The sequence below is a fragment of the Leisingera sp. SA32 genome, from assembly GCF_056033425.1.
In genome coordinates, this window is record NZ_JBVYHB010000003.1 from 239,694 (window position 1) to 251,870 (window position 12,177).

At 61.9% G+C, this 12,177-nt stretch carries 16 protein-coding genes and 1 tRNA gene; 4 read left to right on the forward strand and 13 right to left on the reverse strand.

Annotated elements, in window-relative coordinates; genetic code table 11:
• Positions 1-8 precede the first annotated feature (8 nt).
• The 5 genes from AC0IPL_RS06250 to AC0IPL_RS06270 form a co-directional block, all read right to left on the reverse strand.
• On the reverse strand, positions 9-1,127 hold the full coding sequence (locus AC0IPL_RS06250) for a DNA polymerase III subunit delta' (protein WP_474272839.1): 1,119 nt from the start codon (positions 1,125-1,127) through the stop codon (positions 9-11).
• Positions 1,124-1,759, reverse strand: a complete 636-nt coding sequence (tmk, locus tag AC0IPL_RS06255) for a dTMP kinase (protein WP_474272841.1) — start codon at positions 1,757-1,759, stop codon at positions 1,124-1,126. Before tmk ends, AC0IPL_RS06250 begins: the two co-directional genes overlap by 4 nt.
• Positions 1,756-2,970: a D-alanyl-D-alanine carboxypeptidase family protein gene (locus AC0IPL_RS06260; protein WP_474272842.1), complete on the reverse strand. Its 1,215-nt coding sequence runs from the start codon at positions 2,968-2,970 to the stop codon at positions 1,756-1,758. Before AC0IPL_RS06260 ends, tmk begins: the two co-directional genes overlap by 4 nt.
• Positions 2,954-3,853: an SPOR domain-containing protein gene (locus AC0IPL_RS06265; protein ID WP_474272844.1), complete on the reverse strand. Its 900-nt coding sequence runs from the start codon at positions 3,851-3,853 to the stop codon at positions 2,954-2,956. Before AC0IPL_RS06265 ends, AC0IPL_RS06260 begins: the two co-directional genes overlap by 17 nt.
• Before the next feature lie 521 nt (positions 3,854-4,374).
• Entirely contained in the window at positions 4,375-4,719 is a 345-nt protein-coding gene (locus tag AC0IPL_RS06270; RefSeq protein ID WP_474272845.1) for a hypothetical protein, read from the reverse strand.
• A gap of 159 nt (positions 4,720-4,878) precedes the next feature.
• Here AC0IPL_RS06270 and AC0IPL_RS06275 point away from each other — a divergent pair.
• Positions 4,879-4,968 (forward strand) — tRNA-Ser (locus AC0IPL_RS06275).
• 80 nt (positions 4,969-5,048) lie between these two features.
• Here the strand turns inward: AC0IPL_RS06275 and AC0IPL_RS06280 are convergent.
• From AC0IPL_RS06280 to AC0IPL_RS06310, 7 genes are all read right to left on the reverse strand, one after another.
• Positions 5,049-6,047, reverse strand: coding sequence for a tyrosine-type recombinase/integrase (locus tag AC0IPL_RS06280; protein ID WP_474272847.1), 999 nt, complete (start codon positions 6,045-6,047; stop codon positions 5,049-5,051).
• Complete coding sequence (locus tag AC0IPL_RS06285) at positions 6,041-6,247, reverse strand: hypothetical protein (RefSeq protein WP_420666668.1); 207 nt, start codon at positions 6,245-6,247, stop codon at positions 6,041-6,043. Before AC0IPL_RS06285 ends, AC0IPL_RS06280 begins: the two co-directional genes overlap by 7 nt.
• 56 nt (positions 6,248-6,303) lie before the next feature.
• Positions 6,304-6,993: a hypothetical protein gene (locus AC0IPL_RS06290; RefSeq protein WP_474272849.1), complete on the reverse strand. Its 690-nt coding sequence runs from the start codon at positions 6,991-6,993 to the stop codon at positions 6,304-6,306.
• A 113-nt stretch (positions 6,994-7,106) separates the two neighbouring features.
• Positions 7,107-7,481 carry a hypothetical protein gene (locus AC0IPL_RS06295; protein WP_474272851.1) on the reverse strand — a complete coding sequence of 125 codons (375 nt, stop codon included), beginning with the start codon at positions 7,479-7,481 and terminating at the stop codon, positions 7,107-7,109.
• 233 nt (positions 7,482-7,714) lie between these two features.
• On the reverse strand, positions 7,715-7,996 hold the full coding sequence (locus tag AC0IPL_RS06300; protein ID WP_474272852.1) for a hypothetical protein: 282 nt from the start codon (positions 7,994-7,996) through the stop codon (positions 7,715-7,717).
• A 255-nt stretch (positions 7,997-8,251) separates the two neighbouring features.
• A complete protein-coding gene (locus tag AC0IPL_RS06305; protein WP_474272854.1) occupies positions 8,252-9,061 on the reverse strand; it encodes a hypothetical protein in 810 nt (269 codons plus the stop codon).
• Between the two features lie 146 nt (positions 9,062-9,207).
• A complete protein-coding gene (locus AC0IPL_RS06310) occupies positions 9,208-9,567 on the reverse strand; it encodes a helix-turn-helix domain-containing protein (protein WP_474272855.1) in 360 nt (119 codons plus the stop codon).
• A gap of 304 nt (positions 9,568-9,871) precedes the next feature.
• Here AC0IPL_RS06310 and AC0IPL_RS06315 point away from each other — a divergent pair, with 304 nt between their 5' ends.
• The gene (locus AC0IPL_RS06315) at positions 9,872-10,195 is read left to right on the forward strand and encodes a hypothetical protein (protein WP_474272856.1); all 324 of its coding nucleotides are present in this window, start codon (positions 9,872-9,874) and stop codon (positions 10,193-10,195) included.
• A 101-nt stretch (positions 10,196-10,296) separates the two neighbouring features.
• Here AC0IPL_RS06315 and AC0IPL_RS06320 read toward each other — a convergent pair whose 3' ends face one another.
• Positions 10,297-10,617: a hypothetical protein gene (locus AC0IPL_RS06320; RefSeq protein ID WP_474272858.1), complete on the reverse strand. Its 321-nt coding sequence runs from the start codon at positions 10,615-10,617 to the stop codon at positions 10,297-10,299.
• A 360-nt stretch (positions 10,618-10,977) separates the two neighbouring features.
• Here AC0IPL_RS06320 and AC0IPL_RS06325 point away from each other — a divergent pair, with 360 nt between their 5' ends.
• Positions 10,978-11,886: a helix-turn-helix domain-containing protein gene (locus AC0IPL_RS06325; protein ID WP_474272859.1), complete on the forward strand. Its 909-nt coding sequence runs from the start codon at positions 10,978-10,980 to the stop codon at positions 11,884-11,886.
• Positions 11,883-12,176 carry a hypothetical protein gene (locus AC0IPL_RS06330; RefSeq protein ID WP_474272861.1) on the forward strand — a complete coding sequence of 98 codons (294 nt, stop codon included), beginning with the start codon at positions 11,883-11,885 and terminating at the stop codon, positions 12,174-12,176. Before AC0IPL_RS06325 ends, AC0IPL_RS06330 begins: the two co-directional genes overlap by 4 nt.
• Position 12,177: the final 1 nt, after the last annotated feature.

Genomic DNA, 12,177 nt, shown 5'->3' on the forward strand with positions numbered 1-12,177 from the left:
AGCTGCGCTCAGCGCGACGCGGTTTCCTGCATCTTGAAAACCGTATCTAGGACAAGGGCGGCGGGGTCAAGGTTCACCGCCTGGCCGTGGCGGGCGCGGGCCGTGACCTCAGCCGAGAGATCGGCCCAGGCGCGGCCCTTGCGCGGATCGGGTGCCAGTCGCGCCAGCATCTCGGCCTCTTGCGGGGCGGCTTCGGGCACCGGGGGCGTGCCGGTGGCACCGGTGCGCGCCAGCCGTGCGAGCGCCATTTCGGTGAGCGACAGCAGCAATTCGAACCGTGCCGCAGCGCCGCGCTGGGCGGCCGCCTCGGCCAGGGCCATGGCGCGCTGGCGGTCCAGCCGGGGCAGAGAGGCCAGAATTTGCACCAGCTCAGCATAGATCTTGAGCCCGCCGAGGTTGATGAGGCGCAGGGCCGCCCCGACCGAGCCGCCGGCAAGGGCGGCGAGATTGTCCATGTTGTCCGGCAGCGCAACTTCGGACTGCGCCAGGGCCTCCTGCATCTCTGCTGCTGACAGCGGCCCCAGCCGCAGCGTGCGGCAGCGCGAGCGGATCGTCGGCAGCAGCCGCGAGGGCTGATGCGAGATCAGCAGCAGCGTGGTGCGGGCGGGGGGCTCCTCGAGCATCTTGAGCAGAGCGTTGGCGGCGCTGACGTTCATGTCGTCCGCGGCATCGACGATCACCACCCGCCGCCCGCCATCGGTGGCCGAGAGACCAAAGAAGCGGTTCAGCTTGCGGATGTCGTCCACCACGATTTCGTTGCGCAGCTTTTCCTTGTCGTTGTAGCTGCGGGTGATTGCCGCCAGCCCCGGTTCCGCCAGCGCCTGAATGCGGTGCGAGACCGGATGATCGGGGTCGATGTCCAGGCTGGTCGGCGGCGGCGGCGCGCCAAACAGCCCGTCGTCGGCCGGGGGCGTGGCCAGCAGGAAGCGTGCGATGCGCCAGGCCAGCGTGGCTTTGCCGACGCCCTGCGGGCCGGTCAGCAGCCAGCCGTGGTGCAGCCGGTCGGAATTGTAGGCGGTGAGGAAATCCTGCTCTGCCGCCTGCTGGCCGATCAGCCGCCGGGTTTCACGCGGGTGCGGCGCGCCTTCGGCCTGGTCGGCGCGCGGCAGCGCCTCGTCGGTGCTCATGCCAGAACCCCGTCAACATGTTTGCGCACATCGGCGGCCACCGCCGCCATCGGGCGGGCGCCGTCGATCACCCGGAAGCGGTCGGAAAACTCCTGCGCCAGCGACAGAAACCCGGCGCGCATCTTTTCCTGCAAGGCGACGCCAAAATCCTCGAAGCGTTCCTCGGTTCCCTGCCGTCCCTTGGCGCGGGCCAGACCCTCAGCCGGGTCCATGTCGATGAGCAGCGTCAGGTCCGGTTCGCGCCCGATCATCAGCTGGTGCATCTGGTCGACAGCCGCCCTCAAATCGCCGCGCGACAGCCCCTGGTACATCCTTGTGCTGTCGGCAAAGCGGTCGCAGATCACCACCTTGCCTGCCGCCAGCGCGGGGTCAATGGTGCGTTCCAGGTGGTCACGGCGCGCCGCCATGAACAACAGCAGCTCGGTTTCCGCCGACCAGCGGTCGGGCGCGCCCTCCAGCACCAGGCGGCGGATTTCCTCCGCCCCCTTGGAGCCGCCGGGCTCGCGCGTCAGCACCACCTCGCGGCCTGCCTCGCGCAAGGAGTCAGCCAACAAGCGGCATTGCGTTGATTTGCCGGAGCCGTCGATGCCTTCGAAGGTGATGAACAGGCCGGCTGCGCCGCCGTCTGTCACAACGCGCCCTCAGGCCCGTTCAGGAAGCGCTTGATCAGCACCTGCGCCGCAGTGCGGACCTGCACCACAAAACCGCCGCGGGGCACGTCATTGGCGGCGACCAGCGGCAGCCGCACCTCCGGCAGCTCCTCTGGTTGCAGCACCAGTTCCGCCAGCCGCTGCCCCTGTTTCACAGGGGCTTCGATCGGGCCGCTGTAGACCACTTCGCCCTCGATCTTGGCAGAGGTCAGCGACGGCAGCAGGATCTCCAGATCGCTGGCAGGCACCAGCGCTACCGATCCTGCGGCACCGCGCCAGATTTCGGCCTCAGCGATGGTGTCGCCTTCTTTGGCGACAGTTTTCTTGGTGAATTGGCGAAACGACCAGTTAACGAGGGCCTCGGCCTCCTCGGCGCGGGCGCGTTCGTTGGCCATCCCGGTGATCACGAAGATCACCCGCCGGTCGCCCTGCTTGGCAGAGCCGACGAGCCCATAGCCGGCTTCCTCGGTGTGGCCGGTCTTGAGCCCGTCCGCACCAATTCCCAGTTGCAGCAGCGGGTTGCGGTTGCGGGTGTTGGAAGGCGCGCGGCCGTCAAATTCGAACGACGTCTCGGCAAACAGCGGGTAGTATTCCGGGAAATCCTCGATCAGCCGTTCGGCCAGAAGCGCCAGATCATGCACCGACATGCGGTGCCCGGCGGCGGGCCAGCCGTTGGAATTGGCAAAGGTGGACGCGGTCATGCCCAGCTCCTGGCCGCGTTTGGTCATGTAGCGTGCAAAGCCGGCTTCGGTGCCATCCGGGCTCAGCGCCTCTGCGACCACGGCGCAGGCGTCATTGCCCGACAGCACGATGATGCCACGCAATAGGTCCTCGACCCGCACCCGGTCGGTGGTGTCGAGGAACATGGTGGAGCCGCCATAGCTCATCGCGTGTTCGCTGACCGGCAGAGTTTCATCGAGCGAAAGCCGCCCGTCGCGCAGTGCCTCAAACGCGACGTAGAGTGTCATCAGCTTGGACATGGAGGCCGGCGGCAGCGGCACATCGGCATTCTTGTCCAGCAACACCGTGTCGGTGCCAGCATCCAGCACATAGGCGGCGCGGGCCTTGGTATCAAAGGCCGCCGCCGAAATAGCCGAGACGCTGACCAGAAGGCCAGCTGCCAGCCCCAGCCGCAGGGTGGCCAGCAGCCCGCGTCCGGTCCGTGTCAATGTCAGGTTAGTTGGAGACAGCATAGGCATCCGCAAATCCGGTTTCCTTTACGCTTTTCAACAATTGGGTGCGTTCCGATTTGTTCTGCGCCGGACCGACCAGAACCCGCCAGAAGGCTTTGCCGTTGGTGGAGTGTTCCCGCAGCACCGGCACCATGCCGGCATTGCGCATCATGTTGGCGGTGCGGTTGGCGTTGGCTTCGACGCTGAAAATTCCGATCTGGATGAAGGGTTTGTCGAGCGACGAGACCTGCGGCGCAGGGCGGGGGGCGGCTGGGGCCGCGCTGGCGGCCGGGGCCGCGGTATCAATCGCGGCGGCGGCACCTGCAATCGGGTCCAGTGGGGTTTCGGAAATGTCCTGGCCCGCGCTGGCGGCAAGGGCCTGCGCCGGATCTGACGGGTCTGCATCCGGGGATGCGGAGGCGTCGGCAGCCTCTGGTTCGGCGCTGCCCACTTCTTCGCGGCGCAGGGCCGTGACGTTCAGCTCCACCGGGGCGCCGGCCAGCATGCCAAGCGCTGCTGCCGCATCCGAGGACACCTGCAGCCGCGGGCCGGGGATTTCCCGCTCGCGCCGGAACAACGCCCCGATCACAAACTGGCCGTTGGCGTTGTTGCGGATGATGACCCGTTCGGGATCCTTGGTGTCGGGGTGGGCCACCCAGACCCCGCCGATCGAGGGCCGACCGTCCCAGAGGCCCGCCTCGGTGACCTGAAACGCCTCTGGCGCTTCGACGTCGCGTTCCACCAGCCGGGTGCTGCTGGAGGGGGTCACGGCGGCGGCGCCGTCCGGTTTCTTTTGCAGAAAGCCCAGTTTGGGTCCGTCTTCGCAGCCGTTCAGTACCAGCAGACCGATGGCGACCGCAGCAATCCGCGGTGCGGTCCTTGCTTTGGACGTGGTGTCTTGCATGCTCTCTTCCTTGCCTGTGCCCGCAGCGCCTGCGCGCCCCTGCCGGATTGTCCGGTCTTCTTGTTGATTTGCCGGCATGATAGCCTGCGCATCCGGCCATGAAAACCCTGTGGGGCAACGGCATGGAGGAAAGCTGGGTGGCAGGCATGTTTCCGCCCGCATGCGGCGGAGCTGCAACCGGACCTGTCACGTCGTGGTGCCGCCCGGTCGTTTCATGTTTTACAGCCTAAAGTCTCGAAGGTGATTGGTCATGTGCAGCCGAGGATTGCGTGTTTGCGAGGCGGATCGTCGAATCCGTTGATGCATTCGAAGATCGCCAGTTCAATGACCGATCTGCTCGACCATGGGCGGCGCCAGAACAGCTCTGCCTCGACCGTCTGACCAAAGGTTTCAATTGCAGCGTTTTGCGCCTTTGAATGATCCCCCATCCTTCCCGTCGCGGGCGCGGACCGGTTGAATCTAAAGAAATTGCCGCGCTGCTCGTCGAAGCCGTAAGGCGGTTCTGGCGCAAGTGCGTCTGGTCATCGTGTGAGCGGTATCGGCAGCTGCAGGCGGAGTCTTGGATGCGCCCATTTGGTTGGTTGCCACCGGGCGATCGCCATCTTGCATGCCGACACCGCCAGATCGCGTTTTACGCGATGGGTGATGGCCCTCCCGACGACGCGCTGGGAATGCAGGTTCGGAATGAGGCGATCTGCTGAGAAGCCATGAACCAAACGGTTCGGCGCGATACTGAGACTGCGGTTTCTGTTGGTCGTCACCTTTAACGTCTTGCTTCTGCACACGGATAGGCCGTTCTGACGCATCAGCCTGCCAACACGACGGGGACCAGCATTGAGACCAAATTTCTCGAGCTCCTCTGTCATGCGGGGGCGGCCACAAAGGAGCGGCACACTCCCGCGACAGGTCCCAGCGGCTGCTTGCCGAACGGGAGGCGGATTTCGGGCGCGGCGGCGGCGCGACGAACCTGGGGGCGGATTTTCCCTTGCTTCGTCCGCTGTTGCGTCCTAAACCGCAACCTGATCGGGGAGGTGGCAGAGTGGTCGAATGCGGCGGTCTTGAAAACCGTTGAACGTGAGAGCGTTCCCAGGGTTCGAATCCCTGTCTCCCCGCCACGAAATCAATGACTTAGCTGCCACCTGACAAGTTCGCCTCGGAGCGGTGTTTTTTGGGTTTCCCAATAAGTTTCCCACGTTCATGATCTGTTTTCGTTCCGTTCTCTGAGGTCTTGGGCTTCTTTGGCGAGGCGTTTCTGGCTGGCGCCCTTCGAGTATTTCTGGACCATCGAAAGGCTTTTGTGCCCCGTGATGGCCGCGATCTGCTGATCAGTGCATCCAGCCTCTGCGAGCTCGCCAGCCGCGCTGTAGCGAAGCCCGTGCAGCGAGTATTCGGTTAGACCTGCAGCTTTACGCACGGCCATCACTTTCTTTTGTAGCTGGTCGTAGCTCAGCGCCCGGCCGAATTCGTCGGCAAGGATGTGGCGCAAGCTGGTGCGCTTAGTGTTGGCCAGCGTGGCGGCCAATCGGGCGGTGACGGGTATCCAAAGGCGGGCTTGCGTCTTGCCTTGGGTAACCCAGATGCCGCCATCCTCGATATGGTCCCATTCCATTCGGGTGAGGTCCGAGGCTCGCTGCCCTGTGCCGAGTGCAAGCTCGAAAATCAGCAGGGCCAGGCCATCGGCATGCTGGCGGAAGATCGCAATGGCCGAGGCGGGCCACGGCTTGTGGCCCTCACCTGTTTTGATCTTTTCAATCCCCTTGGCCGGGTTGTCCCGCTGCCAGTCCAAATCGATCGCATGCTCGAAGAGGATGGACAGCATATGTGGGATGTAGTTCGCAAAGCGGGCCCGGTGCCGGTTCGCCATCTGTGCCTCGATGATGGTGGAGCGCCGCATCTTGGTCGGGTCTCTACTGCCTATGGTGTCGGACAGGTACTCCAGAACTTTTGAATAGTCAGACTTGGTTCGCGTCGCCAGGCGGTCCCATTTTGGCGACTGCTTGTAGCTTGCGATCAGCTTCTCGAAGGTAAACTTCGAGGAAAGGGCGCCGCCACCTCGCATCAGTCGCCAATACTCCCGGTCATACTCTTCGCTGGCCGGGTCATCAGGCAGCCGAACATAGCGGCCATCCTTGCGGAAATACTGGTACAGCCGCCCTTTGACTTTCTTGGTCGTCGTGAATTTCTTCTTTACCATTTCACATCCTCGAACCCGTCGACGAAGTCGCCGCGCATCACCGCTCGCAGCTCTTCTGCGTCCCAGCGTTCATAGGGGCCGACCTTGCGGGGCCGGGGTAGCACGCCCTGGGCGACGAGCGCGCGGAATTCGGCGGGCTTCATGTCCAGCAGCTGCGCCGCGCCTTTCTCCGCAACTGCAATGGGTGCAATTCTCCCCATAATCGTCTCCGTGTTCTATTGGGGTTGCCCGGTCAGGGGGATTGTGTTGGGCAAGATCATGCCGCAGCCGCCTGTGCTTTGGCCCAGCCGCCCCATTGATCGGCTGCGGCATTCATCATCCCTGGGAAGGACCGGCTGCGCAGGCGTGCGCGCTTCGCGCTGGGCGGCATGCGGTGGATCCGGTTCCATTTCTTCCATTCGTCGGAACCCCGCTCGGGTTCCGGCAGGCGCTGTGTCTCCACCAGCTGGGGCAAACCGCGCAGATACCAGCCGGTTGCCTTGTAAGCCGGTTCTCCGAACCAGAACGGCTGCACCAGCTGCGGCGCGGGCAGATCACTCGGCATGCGGTCGCGGGCGAGGTCGTTCATTTCCGGGTTCTCGATCGCCACGCGCTCAATCGGCGCCGACCAGCAGGCGGTGAAGATGCTGACGCCTTCCTCAAACTCGGCGCGCATATCGTCCCAGCTGCGCCCTTTCGGAAGCTGCTTGGGTGGCGTCCATTTCCCCGGTCCAGACATCCAGCGGCGGCCGGAGCGGCAGAGGCGGGTGCAGGGCGGATGCATCACCGCCAGCAGATCCCAGCCTTCCAGCAGGATGCCGTCGCGAATGTCGCAGCGGATATGGCGGTTTGAGCCATCCTCGGCCGCCTCAATGTCGCAGGACCATACATCATGGCCACGATCCGCAAAGGCGCGGCGGGCAATGCCGGAGGTTTCGCAACCAATCAGTACACGCAGGGGTGTCATCGAGGTCTTTCCTGTTGGATTCGGATTGCGGGGCGCGGCCGGTACGTGAGTGGTGGCTGCCGCGCCCGGGCATGGCGGGTGCCAGCCCGCAGGTGTGCGGATTAATAGAAAGTCTATTTTGCTGCAAGTTGTTGAAGCGGCGTATTTTTAGGCGCCGCAACGGGGAGGTTTAAGGCTAGGGCTGCCTGGCCACTGTAGGGGCAATCGGGACGCCCATCGGTCGCACGGCGTGAGCCATCGAGAGTGTGGTGCAGGCGGGCTGCCCGGATCCACGCATCGAGCGCGCTGGGCATGCTGTTACCGCTGGCTGAGATGCCCAGTAGGGAGACGTGCCAGCGCATGGCGTCGAAATCGAAGCGGTCGCCAAAATGGATGCTGCCAGGGGTGATTTTCCCTCCCAGCGACCAGAGCAGCATCGCTTGGCCGAACCTGTCGCGGTTTTGCATGTCCTGAACCGAGGCGTAGATCTGTTGGCGTGTCGGCTGCATAATCGGTCCTGTATGATGATGGCGCAGGCGGAAGAATTTGGAGGATTGCGGCCGCCCGCGCCGGTCCGCACCGCAAGACGGTGGCGCGGGTCCCCGGGGAAAACCGATGCGTGCAATCCTCCTTCACGCGCCGGTTTGTTGGCTATTTCGGTGCGGGCGGGCCGCGTGGGACCGGGCGGTAGGCCGGTCCGGCGGCAATCATGACCTTAGAGCGCATGAAAGCGAATTTATGGTCAGGCTGCATTGCGTCGCGGCACCGTAATTTCCTTGTCCGCAATCAGATCACGCACTCTGGCGCTGACGCGGGCGAGGGTACGGTCCGTGGGTTCCGGCGCGGGTTCTGGTCGGTCGATCAGATGTGCGGCGCGCAAGCGCGCGGGGTCAAATCCTTGGCCGCGCGCCGCCTTCATCGCTGCCCATGCAGTTGTGAATAGGGCGGTATCATCAAGGTAGTGCTCGGGCGATCCGGCAATCTGGCGGGCGTCCCTCAGCACACTATTGGTAAAGTCTTGCATTCAATCCTCCATCGGTTGACAAGATGGAAGATATAGGTTCAAAAAACTATGTCAATACAAAAATAGTTATTTGAAACTACTGCAGTTGAGTGTTTGGCGCTCGCTGGGGGAATCAAAAAGCCCCGCGCTGGGCGGGGCAGTGGAGGGAGGATATGAGAATATTGGTTCTTGGCTTATGCTTCGTGGGCACAATCTATTTGGCTTTGTGGGCGGCCGGTCAGGGGCAGCTTGGAGGGGAAATATTCACGCTTGGTTTTATTCAGGGCTGGGGTTGGCGTCAGCTGTTTCGTGTGGGGTATCCGGGCCCTCGATCATGAGGGTGGGAGACGGACTTGCAAGGAGGGCTGCCGCAGCCACCGGCCCGGCGATGCTCAGCACGCTTAGCGTATCGGCGGTCAAGCCCAGAGCGAAAGTGCCAGACTTCATCGACCTTGTCACCCAGCCTTTGAATTTTTCGAGGAACTCTTTCTGCTCTTCGTCGATGTGTTCAAATTCGGCTTGGAGGTCCGCGAATATGCTTTTTAGACGCCTGCGTATCTGATCATCTGAGGCGCCCTCGCATTCGTGCATGATGCGAATGATCGACCTGAGCTTCAGTTCAAGAACTGCTTTTTGCATGTGATTTATTGGCGCATCTCTGGTGTCAGACAGCATGGACTCCGCTTCTTCTAGGAAGGTTTCCCGGTCAAAAGGTTTGTGCCGTGCCACGTTGCTAGCCGCCAGAGTGTGTCCAATAAGGTTTAGGGTGGTGATCGAGGCGCTGGACTTTGAGTGCGCTTTGAAAGCTTGCACAGTTTCCTGGGGTAGCGCCATTAGAACCTTGCCCTGTATGTCGCGGACTTGAGAAAGCAGCGTCGCGACATGTTCTTCAGGTAAGGTGGGGACGAGAGATACCTCTTCGATCGCATCATCGAAAATGGCAAGGATTCTAAGACGCGCCTCCATGTGGTCAGCGCTCGGAAGTATAGCCTCAAGGGCCTTCGATAGCTTGGTTTGGTCGGCGTGGTCTGCGATCTCCGCGAGAATGCTGGCGGATTGATAGCATGCGTTTTGTGGTGCTTCCATGATTGGTGTGCGCTCCTTGGGCGGGTATTCGGGGATTGCTGTTCTCCGCGCTTTGTCACCGACGGCTTGCTGCTTGGTGATTGATCGACTTTTTTGGCGAAGCGGGCGGGAGAGTTAAGGACTATCCAAATTGACAGACCAAGATCTTATTCACTTTCTCCATCGCCTTCTGGCTGAGACCGATCTGCAGCGTCAGCTAGACCTCGTCCGTAGCCCAGAAGCTGCTGCTTTAACGGCTCGGGTAGCTGGGCAAACAGACGAACGATTTCTTTCTCGTCTGCGGTCTGGGCGTTGCTCATGAACTCTTCCAGCGTCGTCCCTAGGGCGGCGCAAATCTTGCGCATGGTCGCAATGCGAGGGCTTTTGTTGTCCCGGAACATCAGGCGAATAGTGCTGTTCGCCAGTCCAGCTTTCACGGCCAGGTTGGAAACGTTCAGATCTGGGTCTGCATCAATGGCCGCTTTGAGGCGGACAAGAAATGGCTCTGTTAGGTGTGCATCGCTCATGTAGTTTATTTTTACTATTGAGAGGATGAAATATATGGTTTTAAAGACCCTTGACTGAATAGGTATTTAAAACTATCGATTGAGCCATGGAGCAGTTCATGGCAGAAGTCCGCGGCTACGCGGCGCAAATTGGAGTTAAGCCTTCGACCGTTGTGCAGAACGCGGGCGCTGGCGGCGGTGCAACCTGGAAGCGTTGGGAGGCCGGGAGTAGCAGTCCGACACTGCGCACCGTCGAAAAGGTGCGTAGGCACATGGCGGACAACCCCCCCTCTGCCGGTAGTTGCGCCCAGGCGGAGGACGCAGCATGAGCCGCCCCCGCCTGACCTTGATTGTGAACAATGATGCGCCATGCCCGCAGGATGCCGGAGGCGCTGGGCAAAAATCTTGGTCAAATCAGTTTGACCCATATGCGTTGAAGGTCGGCGCACCTGACCTTTGGTCCGCCTATTTCCGCGCCCGGTTCCGCAGTTCGCGCGAGGTGGCGCTGTTCTGTGACGTCAGCTTTCAAACCGCGCTGAATTGGTGGGGGGCGGTGACCGCCCCTGCCAGCCATATCGCGTTGCTGGTGATGCTGACAGACCCCGGCGCGCCAGAGTTCTTCGGCCAGGCGATGGAGAAAGCGGCGTGAAGGGGCCTCAGGAAAACCGCGGAGTTCAGTTTCCCGGTGAGGGGCACGTTATAGCCACCAACATCGGCATCCTAACCATCACCGAGAATGGCATTACGATATCAGCTCCCACCCTTTTTGAGGAGGGTGGCCCGGTCGAAGGCGCTGTCGATGGCGTTCATCGCTGTTCTGAGTGCGGCCGCAAGGTATTTCGGCTGGCCCGTGGTCTGCGGGGCAGTGGAGGGGCCGAACATGACTGACAACGCATGCAGCTCTGCAAACCGGGCGTGGACTTTGTCGTATAGCTCTTCCCGCCAGCCTTCCTCCGTTTTGTCACGACCAAGTTCGTCAATTACGAAGCTCAAGGAATCCCAGAGGCAGTATATCGCGATAGCCTCATGGCCAGGCGGAATATCAACAGCGAAATTTTCGCGTTTGGGCATCTCGAATGCGCTCCTTTCTTGTGTGCAAAGCAAGGGGTGTAGCGGGTCGCACGTGCGAGGTGCGGTCCGCAACCTGCCGGCTAGGTTTGCCCGCCAATTATCACCCAGGGGTTGCGCGGCGGCAAGTGGTGGCGTGGAGCCGCCGCACCAGAGATCTCATCCTGCCTGTCCTCCTCCCATGGGCGGGATGAATGCGCGCGGCGGGGCATCTACCCTGCCGCGTATCACCGGACAAGCACCGGGTGAACCTGCCGCTGGGCATCACGGGACGGCCCGCATTGCGGCCGCTGAGGGCAGCACGGGCCCCGCAGGAGCCGCCCAGAGCGCTGGGCGTAAGCAACCGAGCAACAGGAGCCATGCATGAGCCACAAGGCAGTTAGCTGGGCGCTGGATCAGCGGCATTTGAAGCCCGCCCCCTGGGTGGTGCTGATCCAGCTGGCAGACAGGCACAACAAAGACACGCTGAGGTGTGACCCGGATCAGGCCACACTGGCCGCAGACTGCAACATGTCCCGCGCCACGGTGAACCGCCACCTCGACACTCTCGAAGAACTGGAAATGATCCGCCGTGTTCCGCGCATCGATCCGCGCACCGGCAAGTCGCTTTCTACCTTCTATATCTTGGGCCTCAACTTCGACCGCCCCCCACACATTGAAAATGCCGTGTCTCAAACTGAGACACGGAAAAAGCGGGGGCAAACAGAGAACAAATCTGACGCCCATGTCTCAAATTGCGACACGGTCCCATGTCTCAAAAAGCGCGATATCCATGTCTCAAAAAACGCGAAAACCATGTCTCAAAATGAGACACTAACCTTTGTAAGAGAACCAGTAAAAGAACCTTGCGCGGCTTCCGCCCCGCACAAATCGGATTTCGATTTTGCTGGTTTCTTCGCTGAGTTCGTCGGCGCCTATCCCCGGATGGGCGACCCAGAGGCGACCGAGGATTCGCTGAAAGAAGCGCTGGGCGCTGGTGCGGACCCGACAGAGATTTTGGCAGGCGCGCGGGCCTATGCCGTCGAGCAGGCGGGCAACAAGCCGCGCTTCATCAAATATTCCGAGAACTGGGTCGACGAGAAGCGTTGGCGACAGCACGTCATCGCGCCCGTTAAGAGCGTTGACCCTCAGAAGGTGCTGGAAGCGCGGGCCCAGGAGATTCGCGACCGCAAGCCCTGGGCGCGAACCATCAAGCCTAGCCAGGCGGGGGAGTGCATTGCGGCCGGTCTGATCACCGCGGCGGACTGCCAAGCAGCGGGGATCAACGTATGACCAGCCCGCACATCGACCCGGACACCCACGGCAGCAAGTTTGGCAATGTCATCGTGACTGTCGATCAGCGCCTAGGCGACTGCATTCTCATCGCTCCGGGCAACGGGTTGATCGGCCAAGACGTGCCCAGCCGCAGGCGGTTCAACAGCCTCGACGAGATTCGGGAGGCCTATCGAACGCAGAACTGGCTTAGCCGGAAACCAGAACAACACCCCCATGCCGGAGACATCGCCCGTGCTCTCAAGTTCGCGGGCCAACTCCTGAAAGCAGCACAGGAAAGGAAGCGATAAG